The 20,254-nt window shown below is 37.3% G+C and carries 15 protein-coding genes and 1 tRNA gene; 5 read left to right on the forward strand and 11 right to left on the reverse strand.

The genetic code is table 11. The features are described 5' to 3' along the window. Positions 1-1,824: a M1 family metallopeptidase gene (locus LB454_RS06225; protein ID WP_224463746.1), complete on the forward strand. Its 1,824-nt coding sequence runs from the start codon at positions 1-3 to the stop codon at positions 1,822-1,824. Positions 1,825-1,894: 70 nt separating this feature from the next. Here the strand turns inward: LB454_RS06225 and LB454_RS06230 are convergent, their stop codons facing one another. The 7 genes from LB454_RS06230 to rbfA all read right to left on the reverse strand — a co-directional run bounded on the left by LB454_RS06230 (position 1,895) and on the right by rbfA (position 12,589). Further along, positions 1,895-3,943, reverse strand: coding sequence for a T9SS type A sorting domain-containing protein (locus LB454_RS06230; protein ID WP_224463747.1), 2,049 nt, complete (start codon positions 3,941-3,943; stop codon positions 1,895-1,897). A 198-nt stretch (positions 3,944-4,141) separates the two neighbouring features. Beyond that, on the reverse strand, positions 4,142-4,345 hold the full coding sequence (locus LB454_RS06235; protein WP_224463748.1) for a hypothetical protein: 204 nt from the start codon (positions 4,343-4,345) through the stop codon (positions 4,142-4,144). A 4-nt stretch (positions 4,346-4,349) separates the two neighbouring features. Continuing rightward, positions 4,350-7,511 (reverse strand): T9SS type A sorting domain-containing protein, encoded by a 3,162-nt coding sequence (locus tag LB454_RS06240; RefSeq protein ID WP_224463749.1) that lies wholly within the window; start codon positions 7,509-7,511, stop codon positions 4,350-4,352. 168 nt (positions 7,512-7,679) lie between these two features. Next, positions 7,680-7,883 (reverse strand): hypothetical protein, encoded by a 204-nt coding sequence (locus tag LB454_RS06245; protein WP_224463750.1) that lies wholly within the window; start codon positions 7,881-7,883, stop codon positions 7,680-7,682. 4 nt (positions 7,884-7,887) lie between these two features. Further along, complete coding sequence (locus tag LB454_RS06250) at positions 7,888-10,890, reverse strand: T9SS type A sorting domain-containing protein (protein ID WP_224463751.1); 3,003 nt, start codon at positions 10,888-10,890, stop codon at positions 7,888-7,890. A gap of 113 nt (positions 10,891-11,003) precedes the next feature. After that, on the reverse strand, positions 11,004-12,200 hold the full coding sequence (locus tag LB454_RS06255) for an ABC transporter permease (protein ID WP_224463752.1): 1,197 nt from the start codon (positions 12,198-12,200) through the stop codon (positions 11,004-11,006). Then, complete coding sequence (gene rbfA / locus LB454_RS06260; protein ID WP_224453382.1) at positions 12,197-12,589, reverse strand: 30S ribosome-binding factor RbfA; 393 nt, start codon at positions 12,587-12,589, stop codon at positions 12,197-12,199. The genes LB454_RS06255 and rbfA overlap by 4 nt, the downstream gene beginning before the upstream one ends. 62 nt (positions 12,590-12,651) lie before the next feature. On the opposite strand from rbfA, the gene mce reads away from it, so the two are divergent. Both mce and LB454_RS06270 read left to right on the forward strand, forming a co-directional pair. Continuing rightward, entirely contained in the window at positions 12,652-13,050 is a 399-nt protein-coding gene (mce, locus tag LB454_RS06265; RefSeq protein ID WP_224463753.1) for a methylmalonyl-CoA epimerase, read from the forward strand. 77 nt (positions 13,051-13,127) lie between these two features. Continuing rightward, positions 13,128-13,201 (forward strand) — tRNA-Ile (locus tag LB454_RS06270). 153 nt (positions 13,202-13,354) lie between these two features. Here LB454_RS06270 and LB454_RS06275 read toward each other — a convergent pair. Further along, positions 13,355-14,113, reverse strand: a complete 759-nt coding sequence (locus tag LB454_RS06275; RefSeq protein WP_224463754.1) for a hypothetical protein — start codon at positions 14,111-14,113, stop codon at positions 13,355-13,357. 302 nt (positions 14,114-14,415) lie between these two features. Here LB454_RS06275 and LB454_RS06280 point away from each other — a divergent pair, with 302 nt between their 5' ends. Further along, a complete protein-coding gene (locus LB454_RS06280) occupies positions 14,416-15,231 on the forward strand; it encodes an endonuclease/exonuclease/phosphatase family protein (RefSeq protein WP_224463755.1) in 816 nt (271 codons plus the stop codon). Positions 15,232-15,234: 3 nt separating this feature from the next. Here LB454_RS06280 and LB454_RS06285 read toward each other — a convergent pair whose 3' ends face one another. The 3 genes from LB454_RS06285 to dusB all read right to left on the reverse strand — a co-directional run bounded on the left by LB454_RS06285 (position 15,235) and on the right by dusB (position 18,065). After that, a complete protein-coding gene (locus LB454_RS06285) occupies positions 15,235-15,783 on the reverse strand; it encodes an NUMOD4 domain-containing protein (RefSeq protein ID WP_224463756.1) in 549 nt (182 codons plus the stop codon). Positions 15,784-15,956: 173 nt separating this feature from the next. Continuing rightward, entirely contained in the window at positions 15,957-17,015 is a 1,059-nt protein-coding gene (locus tag LB454_RS06290) for a serine hydrolase domain-containing protein (protein ID WP_224463757.1), read from the reverse strand. Between the two features lie 54 nt (positions 17,016-17,069). Beyond that, entirely contained in the window at positions 17,070-18,065 is a 996-nt protein-coding gene (gene dusB, locus LB454_RS06295; RefSeq protein ID WP_224463758.1) for a tRNA dihydrouridine synthase DusB, read from the reverse strand. A gap of 150 nt (positions 18,066-18,215) precedes the next feature. Between dusB and lepA the strand changes: the two genes are divergently transcribed. Next, positions 18,216-20,012, forward strand: coding sequence for a translation elongation factor 4 (lepA, locus tag LB454_RS06300; protein ID WP_224463759.1), 1,797 nt, complete (start codon positions 18,216-18,218; stop codon positions 20,010-20,012). Positions 20,013-20,254 lie beyond the last annotated feature (242 nt).

Genomic DNA, 20,254 nt, shown 5'->3' on the forward strand with positions numbered 1-20,254 from the left:
ATGCTCAAAACCACATTTACCTTTACTTTATTATTTGCTTTTACAGCAATTTTTAGTCAAAACAATACCAGTTATTGGCAACAACACGTCGACTACAAAATGGAAGTTGATTTTGACGACAAGAACTATCAATATGATGGTGAACAACAACTTGTTTACACCAACAATTCTCCAGATACATTGCAAAGGGTTTTTTACCATATGTATTTTAATGCATTTCAACCTAATAGTGAAATGGACATCAGGTCTAGAACCATTCAAGATCCAGACGGCAGAGTGAAAGATCGTATTTCTAAACTTAACGACGACGAAATAGGCTACATGAGAGCCAAATCGCTAAAGCAGGATGGAAAAAAATTGAATCACAAACTGGTAGGAACCGTCCTGGAAGTTGAATTAAATCAACCTGTTTTGCCTGGTGAGTCTACAACTTTTGAGATGGAGTTTGAAGGTCAAGTACCAGTTCAAATTAGAAGATCAGGAAGAAATAATGCTGAAGGGGTTGAGCTCTCAATGACTCAGTGGTACCCTAAAATGGCTGAATATGACTTTGAAGGATGGCATGCAGATCCATATATCGCCAGAGAATTCCACGGTGTTTGGGGAGATTTTGATGTGAAGATAAAAATCAATAAAGATTTCATATTAGGCGGAACAGGGTATATTCAAAACCCAAATGAAGTTGGTTACGGATATGAAGCTGAAGGCACAAAGGTGAAAAGAAAAGGCAAGAAATTAACCTGGCATTTCAAAGCACCAAATGTACATGACTTTACCTGGGCTGCGGATAAAGAATACATTCACGATAAGGTAACAGGAACTGACGGAACTGTGCTTCATTTTTTATATAAAGACAATGAAGAAATTAAGGAGAACTGGAAAAATTTACAGTCTAAAACTTCGGACCTTTTAGATTTTTTCAATGAACACATAGGAGCTTATCCTTACGATCAATATTCTGTCATCCAGGGCGGTGACGGTGGCATGGAATACGCCATGTGTACTTTGATTACTGGTGAAAGAGAGTTTGGAAGTTTGGTAGGTGTGACTGCTCACGAAATGGCCCACGCCTGGTTTCAACATATCCTGGCTACAGATGAAGCCCAACACGAGTGGATGGATGAAGGTTTTACAACCTACATCTCTTCGCTTGCGATGAATGAAGTTATGGATCAAAACAAAGAGAATCCATTAGAAGGAACTTACAGAGGTTACGTAAGTTTAGCAAATTCTGGCTATGAGCAACCACAGTCTACTCATGCAGACCGATATGAATTCAACCAAGCCTATGGGATTTCTGCTTATTCTAAAGGAGCAGTGTTTTTAGGACAATTGGGGTATTTGATTGGTGAAGACAACTTAAAGAAGACTTTGAATAGATACTTTGATGATTGGAAATTTAAACATCCAACGCCAAATGACTTTATACGTGTTGCTGAAAAAGTAAGCGGTGCAGAATTGAGCTGGTACCTTAACGACTGGACGAGAACTACGAATACGGTTGATTATGGTATTAAAGACGTGAACGTTACAGAAGGCAAAACAATTGTCACACTGGAACGTATTGGACTTATCCCTATGCCGTTGGAGGTTAAAATAGATTATAAAGGGGGAAGTTCTGAAACTTTCTATGTTCCTTTTAGACTTATGAGATGGCAAAAACCTGATGCAGGAAAAGTTGTAGACGATTGGGCCTGGGCTTATCCTACCTACGAATTGGAAATCCCAACAACTCAATATGCAGTAGACAAAATTGAAATAGACCCTTCTGGTTTAATGGCTGACGTAGACAGAGAGAATAACGTTAGGGTAATGGAAGAATAAAAACCTGATTTTCTAAATTTATTGAAAGAGACCATTTCAGCTTTGAAATGGTCTCTTTTTTTAAATATAATCAACCTTGCTTCACAAGCTTAAAAACCCGTTCACCTTGATCTGAAGTAAGTTTCACTAAATAAACTCCTGCACTAGCTGTGAAATTATTAATTTGAATTGCTGAGGCATTACTTGACTTTTGAGAATAAACCCGCTGCCCCATTAAATTATAGATAATTACTTCTGGATTAGTAAATCTTTCTAAGCCATTTATACTAAAGACGCCTTTGGTTGGATTGGGGTATAAACTAATTTGCTGCAATTGAGGATTCGCCGTAGATAGATTCCTAGGGATTAATTTTAGTGAAAATCGATTTTCATCTGATGATTCTGCAATGGACTGATCTATGCTAAAATTATAAGTCGAAGAAGATTCTGTCACCAAGCTTTCAGTTTCTAAATAATGGTCTACTAAGAATATCTGACTTGGAAACGCATCTGAAGTCTCAAAATTCAAAACGTAATTTGCTCTTCGGTATTGATCGATATATAAAGGCAAAATTTCTTCATCTTCTGGTAAGGGTTTGCGTTCTAAAGCCAGCAGTGTTTCATCTTTTACCCTTGTAAAATTTTCATCCACATTCGGAAGTTTCAAAATATCATCTCCAATAGATTCAGAATAGTTTTTACCGAAATTTATCCTCAAACCATCTGATGGTGTACTTTGCAAATCAAAGGACTCCTGGTTAAACAATTGAATATCCAGAAAGTGCTCATCAGTTTGTGAAAGAATTTCAGTTTGGACTTCTTCTACAACTTTGTCGTCTTCAGAAAAATTGAGTTCAGTAGCAGTATTATCCTCTAAAGTCTGAACAAAAGCTGCCTGCATAGGCTGTAAGTATTGGTTGGCCTCCGAGTTGGAAGAGTTGGTTCCAGTGGGAAGTTCTACAACTACAAATGCGCCTCTGCCCCCTTCCTGATTAAGGTTTTGTATACCCCCTAGTTTAGGGTCCCACACATAGTAAACGTCGGTTCTCAAATTTTTAGACCTGGCTAATACTGAATTCATATCAACCTGAGCATGGTATGGATTTCCAATCAGGCTAAACCCATCTCTTGAATGAGATAAATTATTTGTACTATAATTTCCTGTAAGCAATTCACCATAGGCCCTGAGTCGAGTTGGTGTTGGAGTTGCAGAATTGGAATAAATATTCACTGTTCTATCTCCACGCACAAGAAGCATGTATGGAGTGCCAGATTCCAACTTGTTTTGATCTGTATTCCTTATTGGATTAAATTCACCGGATTGATTATCAAATTGAAACATGGATGGGTTTCCTGAGGGATTAAAATCAAAGCCATGTTCTCCGTCCTGGTCCAAATGAGCTGGACCATTCCCTGGATTTATACCCGTGATGTGTGTACCGTAACCATCTACAACACTATCATCGTTATAACTGTCTGCATTCTCCTGCCAGTTTTTTCTTATGGAAGAAGTTGTATTTACGGAAGAGCTTATTAACCTATTAGCCCTTCTTGCCGGATAGCATTGTTCCGTTTTAACTTTCCCGCTTATCTGGCCCTGTACTTTAGCAACTTGAGCTGTACGCTGGGTTTCAAAATCACATTTGAGATAGAGGTTATTCTTAGTAACTAAATTACCTGTGTCAACGAAAAGATTTCCGTAAACATATATTTCGTCATTAACGTGAACTGTAGAATTATTTTTTATGCGGATATTATTGAAACTACCCTCCCCTTCGATAAATTGTGCAAAAGAGCCCGTTAATATAAGTTCACCATCGCCTTTAATTTCTCCTTCATTATCAATATTCTTAATGACAGATAGACTTGATAATGTTTCTAATGTGAGAGAAATGTCGTCATCTATTTCAAGCTCATTAATAATTACAGAATTATGCAGAACAGCATTAGCTTCAATAATCACTTTTGATGATGAGGAAGGTAAATGACCGTCCTCCCAGTTATTGGGGTTACTCCAGTTGCCTTCAAAGATGAATACTGACTTAACATCCTCTTTAGAGGTATTCAATTCAGACTGAGAATAACCGACTGGTCTTGTAAAAAGAGTAAAGAACAGACTAATAAAAATAAATTTACTCAAAATTTTATATTTCAGTAAAATTATAAGGTAAGCTCAGCTTATCGTGTAGAATTAATTCGAAATCAGAAAGATAGGTTGCGTATTTGATGATATTTAACACATATTGACCCTAACATAGAAAACTTGTAGAACAATTTGTACAAAAAAACCACTCAGGCTTTGAGTGGTTTTTAAACTTAAAAACTATGTAGAATTTGTCTACTTTTTTACTTTTCTAATCCCCAGATATCCACCAACGGCTAAGCCTAAAGCAATAAGTCCGTTGATAGGAGCCACTGGCTCATCGTCTACATCATCTGGGAAGCCTATATCTCCCATTCCCTGTGCGTATCCACTTGTTGTTACCAAAAGTAGAAGTACAACAATAGCTAGTGTTATATAGTGTGTAGTGTGAAGTTTCATATCCTTATTCTTTTATCAGTTTGAAGGTTTTCTCGCCTTGATTGGTTTTTAATTTTACCAGGTAGATGCCTGTAGTAGCATTGAAATCTGTCACCTCTATGGTAGACTGACCGGTTAAGCTTTTCTTATACACCTGCTGACCTATCATGTTGTAGATCTCTAGCTCTGTTCCTTGCTCCAAGTCTCTGCCCGAGATGCTAAAGTTGCCTTGAGTTGGGTTAGGATAAAGACTTAAGCTTGTTATAGTCTCCTCTGGTGTAGATAAACTCACAGGTTCAAAGACTAGAGCAAATCGATCTGAAGCCTTAGATTCTGGAATTGACTCATCTACTGTGAAGTTGAAAGTATCATCTGATGGTGTTATTTCTTTCAAAGTATCCAGATAATTATCTTCTACATAGATTTTGAAGTTTTTTAAACCTTCTGTCATTTTAAACTCTAAAACGTAATTGGTGTGTTTATAGTCAACAAAAAATAGTGGAAGTAATTCCTCACTTTTCGGATAAGGTCTCTGTTCTAAAGAAACGTAAGATCCTTCATTGATTCGCGCTATATTTTCATCGAGATTAGCTAATTTTAAGAAATCGTCTTGAACACCTTCTTCGAAATTTTCATTAAATAATAGTTTCAAACCATCTAAAGTATACTCTTTGTTAACGAAAGACTCTTGTGAGTACATATCAATTTGCAAAAATTCTTGTTCATTTTCGGAAAACACAGTTGTTTGATCCTGGGATACTGCTTTGTGAGATTCTGAAAAGTTAACCGATGGTGCTGTTCCTAAATTACTGGTTTCTACAAAAACAGCTTGCATGGGTTGAAGATATCTAGTTGCATCGGAACCTCCATTGTTATTTGACCAGTTTCCAGCTGACCTTGCAACAGTAACATAAGATCCCCTTACATTTACAGTTGGATCCCAGACGTAAACCACAGAAGGTCTTAGGTTTGTGGAAGCATTTAAAACTGCTTCCATGTCGACTTGCGCATGGTAAGGGTTACCAACAAAACTAAAGAATCCGCTATTTGGATTTATTGACGAGACATTTAGAGTTCCCGTGTAGAGTTCACCATTAGTCCTAAGTTTAGTATCAGTTGGTGGTGTTTCATTATCAGTAATATCTATAAATCTGTCTCCCCTGATCATCAATCGGTATGGATTTCCAGCTGTTAAGTCTCCCATTGTTGAAGGTATTGGTGTCCAAGATCTTCCGATATTATCGAAAGTAAACATAGATGGATTGCCAGATGGGCTGTAATCAAAACCATCATCACCATCTTGATCTATAGTTGCATTTTGATTTCCTGGTAGTACTCCAACACCTGTAATATGTGTACCGTACCCACTTTCTACTGTAGTATCGTCAAAAGCAAGAGCACCTTCTTGCCAGTTTTGTCTTATAGACGAGCTACTTGTTGTCACTGAAGAAGTAACCAGTCTAAAAGCCCTATTGGCTGGAAAACACTGCTCCACTGTTACATTCCCTGTGATAGATCCTCCTACAGGAGCTACTTGAGCCGTCTTACGAACAGGATTAAATTGGCAAGCCAAAATCAGTTGGTCATTGGTAGTAAAATCCCCTGTTATAACATTTAGTATTGATTTCAAAACAATTTCAGAAGCACTTCCGTTTGTGACACCTTGAACGTTTTCTATGGTTAAAATATCAAGGTCCCCATCAATAAAATTATTAGGTATTGTTTGGGGGTCAGTTCCTGAAAAATAAAGATTGGATCCAGGAGCGCTTCCAGTGACAGTTGAATTTGTTCCTAAAGTGATATCTCCCGAAATTGCAAAAATATTACCATTAAGATTAATACTCGTATCATCTTCCATCACTAAATTCTTAGCACCTGCATTTGCTTGTAAAACTGGATAATTGGGAGCACCAGAAGGAATTAATACATTGAAATTAGCATTAGGTATGACAGTTGGCGTCCAGTTGGAGGCATTATTCCACTCGCTTGAAAATGAACCATTCCATTCAGAATCTGTACAACTCCCATCTAGATTTACGACACTACTTATACCTGGCTCCATACTCGTGTTTTCAAAACGGATGGAATGAAAATCACCAATTTCGAAAACCAAATCATCAAACGTAGCTTGACCAGAAGTGTTTGTGATTCTGGTTACAGTTCCAAGCAATTCTCCAGGACCTGTTTCAATAGAGGCTGTGATTGCAAATCCTGCCTGCTCAACCGGAGCACCACTAAAATCTCGAATTTGTACCACAAAGTCCTGACTCATAGTACCATCACAATCGGACTCTAAAGGCTGGCTTACAACATCTATTTCTCTAGCAACTGCTAAGGATTCTTCATTATAAGCTATAAAAGCTGGATCTGAATCTCCGCTAAATGTGTATCTAATTGCAACGACATCCCCTACATTGGCTGCTGTAATTCCAAAATCTGAAACATCAAAAGCTCTAAAACGAATATCCCTTTGTGTATTAGTGATTCCTGCTGTACTGTTTAACCTATAAAAATCGATTTGCCATTCTCCAATTTTAGGTGATGCCGAGCTGTCAAGATTAAAGCTTACTTGATTTCCTACTGTATTTCCAGAGGCATCTACTAGACGAGCTATATCTGCTGTTGAAGTGGGCTGAGCAATTTGTGAAACCAAAATATCTGGAACGCCATCCCCTATAGCGACTGGATTAATTCCATTGGTACTCAATCTAAATTCGAAATCACTTGTTGTTGGTATATTTGAAAAACCAGAAGCTAAGTTTAAACCTTTATCGCCATTCGTAAGAAACTGAGTCAAACCTTGACCACTCATGTTAGCCATAAAAGGCTCTGTTGCACTGTTATTTGTTCCATTATTGATCCCATCAAACAATTGACCTAATGCAATGAAATAAGATCCACCACCACTTGTAGGCAAAGAGTTAAATGGGAGAGCTCGAAAGTTTGCAGGTGTATAAGTGATACCGTTCTGATCAAGACGGGCATCATTTACTCCTGTAGAATAGTTTGCTGAATTAAATCTAAATCCAAGAACATTATGAGAGTTTTCTGGTTTAATAGGGTTTATTGATGTATTACTAGATTGCCAAAAGCCCTCATAATCTGTAAATACTTGCGTTACTTGACCTTGAGCAAAGCCAAATAAGAAAAGAGTAAGTATAAGTGATAAGAATGTAATCTTGTTCATAATAGATAGATTTAATACAAATCTAGTTTTACATTTCTTAAACTCTTGTAGAATTAGTTCGATATTACACAAGCATAAATAATTAATATTGACATAACATTCTGAAAAATAAAAAAAGCCATCTAAGTTAAAGATGGCTCTAAAAGCTTTTAAACTAATTTTACTGCTTTATTTTTTTACTTTCCTAATTCCTAAGTATCCGCCAACAGCTAAGCCTAAAGCAATAAGTCCGTTGATAGGAGCCACTGGCTCATCGTCTACATCATCCGGGAAGCCTATATCTCCCATTCCCTGTGCGTATCCACTTGTTGTTGCCAAAAGTAGAAGTACAACAATAGCTAGTGTTATATAGTGTGTAGTGTGAAGTTTCATATCCTTATTCTTTTATCAGTTTGAAGGTTTTCTCGCCTTGATTGGTTTTTAATTTTACCAGGAAGATGCCTGTAGTAGCATTAAAATCTGTCACCTCTATGGTAGACTGACCGGTTAAGCTACTTTTATACACCTGCTGACCTATCATGTTGTAGATCTCTAGCTCTGCTCCTTGCTCCAAGTCTCTGCCCGAGATGCTAAAGTTACCTTGAGTTGGGTTAGGATAAAGACTTAAGCTTGTTATAGTCTCCTCTGGTGTAGATAAACTCACAGGTTCAAAGACTAGAGCAAATCGATCTGAAGCCTTAGATTCTGGAATTGACTCATCTACTGTGAAGGCATAGGTGTTCGATGATGAAGTGATTTCAGTGACCTCCTCCAAATACTTATCTTCAATATAAACTTTGGTGTTTAAGTTATCGGTCAGGTCAAATTTCATCACATACGCTTCTCTTCTATACTGATTGATGAACAGTTCCAACTTCTCTTCAGACTCTGGAAATGGGCGTCTCTCAATAGCTGAATATATATTGCCTTCTATTCTGGCCAGGTTCTCATCCAGATTACTAAGTTTTGGAGAATCATCTTCAGTTGTTATACTGTATGATTTATCAAACTTGATTTTCAAACCGTCAGATGGTGTATTGCCTTCTGCAAATGATGCAGCATCAAACAACTGGATGTTGATATATTCTGATTCCGATAAAGACTTAACATCAGTTTGCACTTGTTCTACAGCCTTCATTGATTCTTCAAAAGTTACAGAGGCCGGTCCGTCAGCTTGTGTTATCACAAAAGCAGCCTGCATAGGTTGCAGGTATTGATTGGCATTTGAGCCCTTGTTCCCGTCCGATGGTGTAAAGCTATTAGAACCGTTTAAAGGATCAACAGTCACATAAGCTCCTCTCCCCCCTTCTTGGCCCACTGTTGGCTCTCCACCTAATGTAGGGTCCCAGACGTAATATTGTAAATTAGATATATTATTAGAAGCTTGAATAACCGAGTTCATATCAACCTGAGCTTGATAAGGATTAGCGATAAAACTAGCCACATCAGCCACATTTGATAATATGCTCTGAGTAGTTGTCCCCGTTAATAATGCACCAGTAGCTCTTAATTTAGTATCAGTTGGAAGTGAAGAGTTGCTAGTAACATTTATACCTCTATCCCCTCTTATAAATAATCGGTATGGAGTGCCAGCCTCTAGAGCTTGATTTGTTGAAGCAACTGCATTCCATCCCCTTGGTGTATTATTACTAAAGGTAAACATGGAAGGATTACCACTTCCTGTGGCATCAAAGCCATTAGCTCCAGACGTTGATCCTGTTATATGAGTTCCAAAGCCTGGATTAGAATTTTGGTTATCTGTTGGAAAATTGAGTCCTATATTATTTTGTCCTTCCTGCCAGTTATCTCTAATAGTAGCTCCGGTCACTGAAGAAGAAATAAACCTAAAGGCTCGCCTGGCTGGAAAGCATTGCTCTGTAGTAACCTCGCCTACAATGGCTCCTAGTACAGGGGCAACCTGAGCAGCCTTGCCTGAAGTGAAGTCGCACGTTAAACTAAGGCGATCATTCGTATTTAGTGTGCCGCCATCGACGGTCAATATATCTGAAAGACTAATGACTTCGCCAAGATTCAAACTAAAGGTAACATCATTATCCATAGAAAGATTTTCTATCTCAAATCCGTTTCCTGAAATACTGTGGTTATTTGGACCTATGAAATCCAAAGAACCGTTTGCTCCGTTTAAGGTTCCATCGTTAATAAGGTTACCACTCAATTGTAAATCTGAATTCAGGGTCAAAGCAGCTCCGCTTTCAATAAGAATGTCATTGATAGAAGAGTTCAAATTAGAAATTGGGAAATTAGGTACGTTCTCAGGAATATATATATCTGAGGTTCCGTTATTCAATGGTAAAACTCCTCCGCACCAGTTATCCGTATTTGTTACCGATGAATTTACATCACCTGTCCAAATAAATTGATTGGGACCTGCTATATCTATAAACTCTAAACTACCGTAAGATTGTCCTCCAAATTCAACAATACTATATTCAATTTCTGAATTTGGACCTAAGTATCCCTGCCAAACATCATTAATCCTATTTCCACCAACATATGCTGAAGAAAAGACTTGTTCACCATCTATAATTAGAACTACATCATCGTCATGAGCAGGAATATTTAATTGGTAAATACCACAAGGGAAACCTCTCCTTTTATATGTATAAGAGTGATTATTGCCAGCAACAGAACCACCACTATAATTTGGCGCTTGAGAAGGCGATCCATTTGCAGGCCATAAATCTCTACTATCAAAATCCAATCCAGTTTGTGAATAAATTCCCGCATAAGTATTAAAGTTTGTGCCATTGTAAGCAGAAACTAGCCACTCGTTATCTCCAAAATCTCCTTCCCCTCCAGAAGGTGGGTTTGTCTCAGTAAATCTTAATCTTCCATAGGAAGCACCAGTCCTTTCAGACCAAATGAATTCTATTTCAGAATCAGCGTCTAAGGCCCCAGTCCAAACATTCAAGCGAGGAGCACAACATCCTGTATTGTTCCAAACCTCAACCCCATCTATTAATAAGACAGCGGCATCGTCATGGCCATCCCCTCCAGCTTGCGAAGCTACATCAATGACATAATTTCCCTCTGGAAACCCTTTCCGCATGTATCTAACATTGTGAAAATCATTAGTAACTGAACAACCTTGGTAATTTGAAGATGTACCAGGATTAGAATTTTGTCCCCATGAATTGGAGGAATCAAAATTTATCCCACTGTTACCATACCCTGAATCTACATAATATCCTCTGTAATTTGATAAATCAAAGTTGGAAGTAACGTAATTACTGTGATTATAAGCATAGGCAATCCATTCGTTGTCTCCAAACTCTCCTTCTACAGGATCTGTAGGTGAATTTGGAATACAGGTCTGTGAAAAAGAATTTAAAAATATAAATAGGAAAAAGAAAAATCCTAAAAATGTAGTTTTGTTCATCAGTAAAAATTTTGGACAAAACTATTTGCAAAAACTTTTATTTCTTGTAGAATTAATTCGAAATTTCAGTTTAAGCCACTTTAATTTAGCAACTTAAAAAAAAACGGCAAAAGTTAATGAAGAGAACGCTTGACGCTTTGAGAAGAAATATAAGAGGCTAAAAAGCCTAATCCTGAAATGGTTATAAAAACAATCAAAATATTGATCCATTCTAGTTTTACAGGATAAGCTAAACTTGGTGTTATCATGATCCACTCCAATTGAAGCTGAGATAAAACCAAAAGTATCCCGAGCAAAAGACCAACTATCCCTCCCGCTATACTCATCAACCCCCCTTGAAAGAAAAATATGCGCTGGATTTCAACTTTAGTAAGCCCCAAATTCAACAGCGTTTTTGAATTTTGTTGCTTCTCTAAAACGGCCATAATAATAGAACCTATGACATTGAATAACGCAATAATAATCACCAAAGTGAAAATCAAATAGACAGCAAGGTTTTCCGTATTCAACATTTTGTAGAGACTGTCATTTAACTGTATTCGATCTTTCACATCGACCTGCTGATCAAAAATACTTTTCAAATCTTTTTTAACTGAGTTTAAGTCTGCAGAAGGTGCGACTTTCACTTCCAATGCAGATACCTCATTGGTTTTAAGTTGTAGCAAAGTTCTTGCAAAGCCAATATCGGTAAAAGCAAATTTTTTATCCAGTTCTTCATTGATAGAATAGATGCCTACTACTGTTCCATTACCAGTCCTGAACGCATCTTTCACATCAAGGATTTGTCCTTTACCAGGTTTAGGAACATAAAGGCTCAAAAACCCAGAATAATCCCGAACTCCTACTGAAAGTTTACGTGACAAGTCATTCCCAAGCACAACTTGATTCGCGTTGTCTTCCAGCCACTGTCCCAGAAACACGGCATTCTGGATATCATTTATTGTTTGAAAAGTAGTGTCCACCCCTTTGATGTAAGCAGGTGTATTTTTGTTATTGAAGCTTAGCAAAACGCGTTCTTCTATCACTTCAGCATACAAAGCAATATCCTTATGAGTTTTGAGTTTTTCTTTTTGTATAGAATCTACTTGAAAAAATTTTCCGGAAGCCGGAACAACTTTAAGATCTGGATCAAATTTATTGGTAAACGATAAACTAAATTCTTTTAAACCGGCAAATGCGGATAAAACTACGAATAGTGACAAAGCACCTGCAATCACCCCAATAGAAGCAATCCATGTGATGATATTGATGGCCGTATTGGAACTTTTGGAAAAGAAATAACGCTTTGCGATGTAAAACGATACATTCAATTTTTCTTACGCTTGTCTAGTAAATCTGGGTTTTTTATAGGATCATTTTTTCCTTTGAAGGCTTGTTCCAAATCGTTGATATATTCTATAGAATCATCATTAAAAAAAGAAAGCTCTGGCATACGCCGCAGTTGGTTTTTGGTCCTTTGAGCGACTTCGTGTTTAATTTTAGATTTTGCTGCTCTGATTTCTTCAACAATTTGCTCTGATTTTTCTGATGGAAAAATGCTCAAGTGTGCTTTAGCTTGAAGCAAATCTGGAGTCACTCTCACTTTGGTAACAGAAATGATTAAATTTTGAGTCCCGGCAGCCTTTAGCTCAAGCTGTATGACTTCAGCTAAATCTTTTTGAAGGATTCCAGCAATTTTCTTTTGTCTATTTGATTCCATATTGCAAAGTTAGAATAAATATATAAATGCTAGTTTTGTAGTGAAATTTTGTGACTATACTTATGATTAAAAAAATTGAACATATCGGTATTGCCGTCAATGACCTAGAGGAAGCAACTAAAACTTACGAGATTTTATTTAAAGCAGCACCTTATAAAACAGAAACAGTGGAGCGAGAAGGTGTTAAAACCGTTTTCTTTGAATGTGGTGAAAGCAAAATTGAGCTGCTTGGTGCTACTCGGGAAGATAGTCCGGTAGGAAACTATTTAAAAAAACAAAAGCAGGGGATTCATCACATCGCCTTTTACGTAGATGACCTTAAGTCTGAAATGAACAGACTTCAAAAAGAAGGCTTTCAGCTACTTAGTGATGAACCCAAAGCCGGTGCAGATGATAAATCAATAGTATTTATGCATCCTAAAAGCAGTCATGGTGTTTTGATTGAATTGTGTGAAGATTAAAGTTAATTTTAATTCAACAATTATTTTGGCTGATAATAAACTTATACTTATTTTTGCCGTCCAAAACAATCAGCATCGGTCCCATAGCTCAGCTGGTTAGAGCACCTGACTCATAATCAGGTGGCCCTTGGTTCGAGTCCAAGTGGGACCACTAGTAAAATCAAAGCCTTACAGAAATGTAGGGCTTTTTTTGTTTGTAGTTGTAACACATTTGTATCACAAAACGCAAATAAGGGTTGTTTTTTAAATCAAAAAAGACTGGGTTTAACCAGTCTTTAGTTCAGGTCTTGTTTTTAAAAATTCATTAATCTTTAATTTTATTTTCGTAGATAGTTTTAAGTTCGTTTAAATTTTCAAAAGGAATTTCAAAATAATTTTCTTCAAAATTGTAACTATTTACTGTACTTCTTTTATCAGGAATTAAAAATCTAAACACTTCAGAGTTATTACTGATTGTTTTTTCTATTTTAAAGATTTGGTCTTTTTCATAAAATTTAGACTTTTCAAATAAAAACAACAAGTTTTCAAATGTAGATTGAAATTTTAAATCACTTTGCACGGGATCTCCGTAAGTTCCAAATACACTTTTTAATATTGATGTACTTTCTCTAAGATTAAATATTTTCTCAAACTCTTCAAACTCGAAAATATAAACATAATAACTTCTTTTTATTATCCAATCCTCTTTAATAGCTGGATACCTATATCTCCCAGTGAATTTTTCAAGGGCTAAACCGACAAAAGATTCATTTAAATATTTTATAGGAATTAATCCTAATTGAATAACATTCTGGCTTGTCATGCTTTTTGCTTCTTCAATTTTATCATACTTTTCATTAATCTCAATGAAAGTTTCCTTTTCTCCTAGTTTCAAATATCCAATTCTTTCAGTCCAATTTTTAGTTTTATTGTCATAATTATATCCTTTAAAACTCTCTCCCTTTATCCATAAATTGAATTCGCCAATATCCAAATCAGGTATTGAGTTCACTCTATCTTGACTGAAAGATAGTAAGCTAATGAACAACATTATAATTAAGCTTTTTTTAAATAATTTTTTCATAATAGTTTGTTTTAGGTTATAAATCACAATTTAGCCTTTTAATATTTAAACCATCATAAATTGCTCTACATCTTCATAAGGTATACTTTCAGCTTCTTGAATTTGCTTCTTTAGTTTCAAATATTTTTTGGTTGGCTTCCCTTTGTAATGTTTAGTAAAGTGCTTTGAATAGAGTTCTGAATAAAGCTTATCAGTTTTGATATAAGACTTTCATATCTTTCAGAAGCTTTTGTTTTTTTGATTGTCTTAAAAGCTCAAAATTAAAATACCTTTGGGCAATACTAAAATTAATTCAATTGACTTTGAAAAAAAATCTATCCACTCTAATTTGCTATTCGGTTCTTCTGTTTAGCAACCTAGCCTTTTGCCAGGTCAAACTGGCTTCCTGGAACATCAGGCATATGGGAAAGTCAAAATCTGGGGAATCTATTGCTTTTATGGCGAAAACCATGAGAAATTATGATGTCATTGCCATACAGGAAGTTGTTGCTGGGAGTGGTGGCGCTCAGGCTGTTGCCAGGCTTGCAGACGAACTGAACAGAACTGGGTCCAAATGGGATTATACCGTAAGCGAACCTACGGAAGGTGGAACCTACAGCTCTGAGCGCTATGCTTATTTATGGAAACCTAGTCGATTAAAGTTACATAAAAAAGCATGGCTTGACCTAGATTGCATTGAAGATTTTGAACGCGAACCTTATTTTATAACCTTCAAGTACAAGGGTGAAATCTTTACTCTGGTAAATATTCACGCCTTACCAAAGTCTAAACAGCCCGAAAAAGAACTGAAGCATTTAAAATTATATCCAAACCTGTATCCTGAAGAAAACTTTATTTTCCTCGGGGATTTTAACTTACCACAATCTCATACAGTTTTCAACCCACTAAAATCTATGGGATTTGTACCTGCCCTGGTCAAACAAAAAACCACACTCAAAATGAAATGCAAAGCTGGTGAATGCCTGGCATCAGAGTATGACAATGCATTTGTAGACACTAATGCTTTTATGATTTTAGAAAGTGGAATTTATTCATTTTATGAATTCTTCCCCGATTTAAAATCTGCTAGAAAAATTTCAGATCATGTTCCTGTGTGGGTTGAGTTTGACTTTAGATAAACCCTAATAATCCGTGATAGATCCCCAGTTTTCACCACTTTTGATGCGATAAAGCTGCATTTCAGAAATACCAAATTGCTTGGCGATCATCTTCATCCGAGTACGACGATTCGGATCGTGAATCTTTCGCTTAATCAACCTTACTTGTGACTCCGTAAGTTTAGAATAGGTTCGTTTCTTTGGTCGATTTATGTAGTCAGGATTGCTGAATTGATGTACCTCTTTTTCCTTTTTGGTAGCCCATTTCAGGTTTTCGACTTTGTTATCCTTTTTGTCGTAGTTAAGGTGAATCACGTAGATTCCATCTCCTCTTTCCAGGAAATGTTCTGCTACCAGTTTATGCACATAACGGCTGGTAGATTTCTTATTGATTTCTTGCTTTAAGGGCAGGGTTTGATATCCATTAATAAAAGATTCTTTAACGAGCACCTCTTCTGGCCCTTTACAGTTTAAGATTCTTCCGTAATTGGAAATTTTATACTTTTCGTATTCGGCAATTTTATCATCGAATACAATGTCCTTCCACTTTTCATTGTAGTAATTACGAATCATGATATTTTCATTTTGAGACTAAGTTAAACAGGATGAAGGTGTTCCGAATCAAAATGGACTGGTAAATATAGGTGCAATATAATTGAATTATTTAATTCTAAAAATATTATATATGAAGTTAATAGGTTAACCTAGCTATTAAACTGTTTTAGACTTATAAATTTAAAGGAATTTCAGAACATACTTAAGAGTTCATAGCCCATTGCATCTACATTAGAAGTTTTGGGGTGAAAACCAGACACGTTAGTCAACACAATGACTGCTTTCCGGGTCTCTGGGACCATATAGACGGAAGCAGAGTAGCCACCAGTTCCTCCATTGTGCCAATACAAATCATAACCGCTTTCATCTTCTAATATATGCCAGCCTAATCCGATACGTAAGTTATCGTTAACCAAAAAAGTAGGCAGGGTCGTCAAAGCAAAAGCATCTTCCTGATCTCCAAAATGAGCTTTTACAAATTTGGATAAATCATTGGTTGTGGACAGGATTTCCCCTGCCCCTTTAAACTCTCCCATTTCCCAGACTGGTGTTGGCTTGCCTTCTGGGTTTAAACCTTGTACCAAATTTTTATCAAATGTTTTACTCACTAATGTTGACTGATTCATATCCAACGGATGAAAAAGTTCTTCTGAAAGCAATTCCAGATAGGTTTTATCCGTTAGATTTTCTAAGGCTTTAGCAAGAATTCCTGCTCCTAAATTAGAATATTGATAAGAATTTGATTTGCTTTTTGAAACTTCCATTTCAGTCGACATATAATATTCTAAATCTGCCTCTGCGTAAGATTTGTAAGGATTTTCAATGTTTACAGTTGCCAAATTCAAATTTGAAGGGAGTCTTGGCAAACCTGAGGTGTGGTTGGATAATTCTTCTAAAGTAATTGCATTTTCCATCAGTGGGAACTGGAAAAATTTCTGCAGTGTATCTGTAAGTTTTACTTGTTTATCTATAACTAACCTGGCCAGTAGTGTAGATGTAAACACCTTGGTTACAGAACCGATTTGAAAAACAGAATTACTATTATCCAACTGTTTTATGGTATCTGAAACTTTAACCTGACCATAATAATGGGTTTTATCTGCATCGATTATCGCAACAGAAAATTGGGTCTGATTGGGATATTCAATTAAGAAGTTTTTCAAAATTTGATGGGCTTTATCATCAAAACTTTGGGCTTGTGTCGTAAAGCCAAGCATCGTCATGAAGATGACTATAACATTAAATTTCATGTGTAAAAATTTAAGTGAACGGAATTAAATTCAGAATAAATTCGAAACGAATATTTACTCCACAAACTCATAATCTGCAAACTTGTCTTCCACCTCATCAAATGTAGCAAAAACATCTTTAGCATGGTCTGAGGTGACCATCTTCATTCGATATTCCTTAAAGTGGGGTATGCCTTTGAAGTAATTGGTATAATGTCTACGGGTTTCAAATACACCAAGCTTTTCCCCTTTCCAGTCGATCGACATTTGAAGATGGCGTCTTGCGATGTCCACTCGCTCTACAAGAGATGGTGGCTCGCAATGCGTTCCAGTTTCAAAATAATGCTTCACCGCTTTAAAAAACCAGGGCGACCCTATGCTAGCTCTGCCTATCATAGCACCATCCAGACCGTATTCATCTCTCATGAGCACAGCTTTTTCTGGCGTGTCTACGTCTCCATTCCCAAACACAGGAATGTGCATTCTTGGGTTGTTTTTCACTTCGGCAATAGGCTTCCAGTCGGCTTCACCTTTATACATTTGCGCTCTCGTCCGTCCGTGGATGGAAATTGCTTTACAACCCACATCTTGCAGTCGCTCGGCTACTTCATAGATTTTAATAGAATCGTGATCCCAGCCCAAACGGGTTTTAACGGTGATAGGAAGATTGGTTTTTTTGACCATGGCCTCTGTGAGTTTCACCATGAGGTCGACGTCTTTTAGAATACCTGCACCAGCACCTTTGGAGACGACTTTCTTCACCGGGCAGCCAAAATTGATATCGATGATGTCAGGTTTGGTCTTCTCAACAATCTCTACAGAACGCAACATTGACTCCAGATTCGCACCGAATATTTGAATACCTACCGGTCTTTCTTTCTCATAGATGTCCAGCTTCATTACGCTTTTCGCAGCATCGCGAATCAATCCTTCCGAAGAAATGAATTCTGTATATACCATGTCGGCCCCGTATTCCTTGCACAAGGCACGAAAAGGGGGATCACTTACATCTTCCATAGGAGCAAGAAGAAGCGGAAATTCACCGAGGTCTATGTTATCTATCTTAGCCACAACTTTTTATTGCAAAATTAGGGAATTATAAACAAATCACATAAAGCTTTTAACAGTGCTTCAGATACTTCTTTTAAGCCAAACAATTCCTGTATATTTGCCGTATTAAATTCTGAAGTGACTCGAACTTCAGATTAGGAAAAACGGACTATGAAGAATATTCGAAATTTTTGCATCATTGCTCATATTGACCACGGTAAAAGCACGCTTGCCGATCGTTTACTGGATTTTACCAAATCTGTAACCGAACGCGAACGCAAAGAGCAGCTTCTGGACAATATGGATTTGGAACGCGAACGCGGCATCACTATAAAAAGTCACGCCATCCAGATGGTTTACGATTATAAAGGTGAAGATTATGTCTTCAATCTTATCGACACTCCGGGCCACGTCGATTTTTCATACGAAGTATCCAGATCTATTGCGGCCTGCGAAGGCGCCTTATTGATTGTAGATGCAGCGCAAAGCATACAGGCACAAACCATTTCGAATTTATACCTTGCACTGGAAAATGATTTGGAAATCATTCCTGTCCTTAATAAAGTAGACCTTCCCAGCGCCAATCCAGATGAAGTAACAGACGATATCGTCGACTTAATCGGTTGTGCTCGTGAAGATGTGATAAGAGCCAGTGCCAAAGAAGGAATTGGCATAGAAGAAATCCTCAATGCCATAGTAGAACGAGTTCCTGCACCAAGCGGAGATCCGGATGCTCCGCTAAGAGCTTTGGTATTTGACTCGGTATACAATCCCTTCCGCGGAATCGAGACTTACTTTAGAGTTTTTGATGGCAGTATCAAAAAAGGTCAGAACATAAAATTTGTCGCTACAGACAAGAATTACTCTGCAGATGAAGTTGGTACGCTGAAATTGGTTCAGTTTCCGAAAAAAGAAATACAGGCTGGCGACGTGGGTTACCTCATCACAGGCATCAAAAATGCCAAAGAAGTGAAAGTTGGGGATACCATTACCGATGCAGAAAATCCTACCAAAAATGCCGTTGCAGGTTTTGAAGACGTCAAACCCATGGTTTTTGCTGGTATTTACCCTGTTGAAACCGACGAATATGAAGACCTAAGAACGGCCATGGAGAAACTCCAACTGAACGATGCCTCTTTGGTTTTTGTCCCCGAAAGTTCTGCAGCACTTGGCTTTGGGTTTAGATGCGGCTTCCTGGGCATGCTTCACCTTGAAATTATCCAGGAACGTCTCGAGAGAGAGTTTGACATGACAGTCATCACGACGGTGCCCAACGTGTCTTACAACGCTTACACACTTAAGGACAAGGAAAAACCAATTGTGGTAAGCAATCCTACCGATTTACCCGAGCCGACTTACCTAGACCGTGTAGAGGAGCCATATATCAAAGCCAGTATCATCACCAAATCCGATTTTGTAGGTCCGGTGATGTCGCTTTGTATTGAGAAACGAGGCCAAATTACGAATCAGACCTATTTAACTCAGGATCGCGTGGAGTTGAGTTTTGACATGCCTCTTGCTGAAATTGTGTTCGATTTCTATGACCGATTAAAGACCGTTTCTAAAGGTTATGCCTCATTTGATTATTCACCCATTGGTATGCGTAAATCCAAACTGGTAAAAGTGGATGTCCTGCTTAACGGAAATACAGTGGATGCCCTCTCTGCATTACTTCACGTGGACAATGCTTACGACATCGGTAAGAAAATCTGTGAAAAACTGAAAGAACTCATCCCTAGGCAGCAATTTGACATTCCTATACAGGCAGCCATTGGAGCCAAAATTATCGCCAGAGAAACGGTAAAAGCCTTGAGAAAGGATGTCACCGCCAAATGTTATGGAGGTGATATTTCCAGAAAGCGTAAGCTTTTGGAAAAGCAGAAGAAAGGTAAAAAACGTATGCGCCAGGTCGGCAATGTCGAGATTCCTCAAGAAGCCTTTATGGCGGTTTTAAAACTCAACGACTAAAGTTATACTATGAAGTCAAGACAGGTTGTTTAAATTGAATTTGTGTTCGATGGATTTTACGCCTTGAGATACATTTCTTAATGCTTTCATTAGCTTTATTATCCAGCTTGGTTTAGAACTCCAACTGAAGGTGAGGAATTAGATTAATTTAGGTTTGCTAAAAAACTCAATGAAAGCTTATTAGAACAACTTAAGATCTATCTAAACAAACAATTTTTAGAATTTGGAAAAGAAAATGACTT

The organism is Psychroflexus montanilacus (assembly GCF_020164535.1).
Classification (GTDB): Bacteria; Bacteroidota; Bacteroidia; order Flavobacteriales; family Flavobacteriaceae; genus Psychroflexus; species Psychroflexus montanilacus.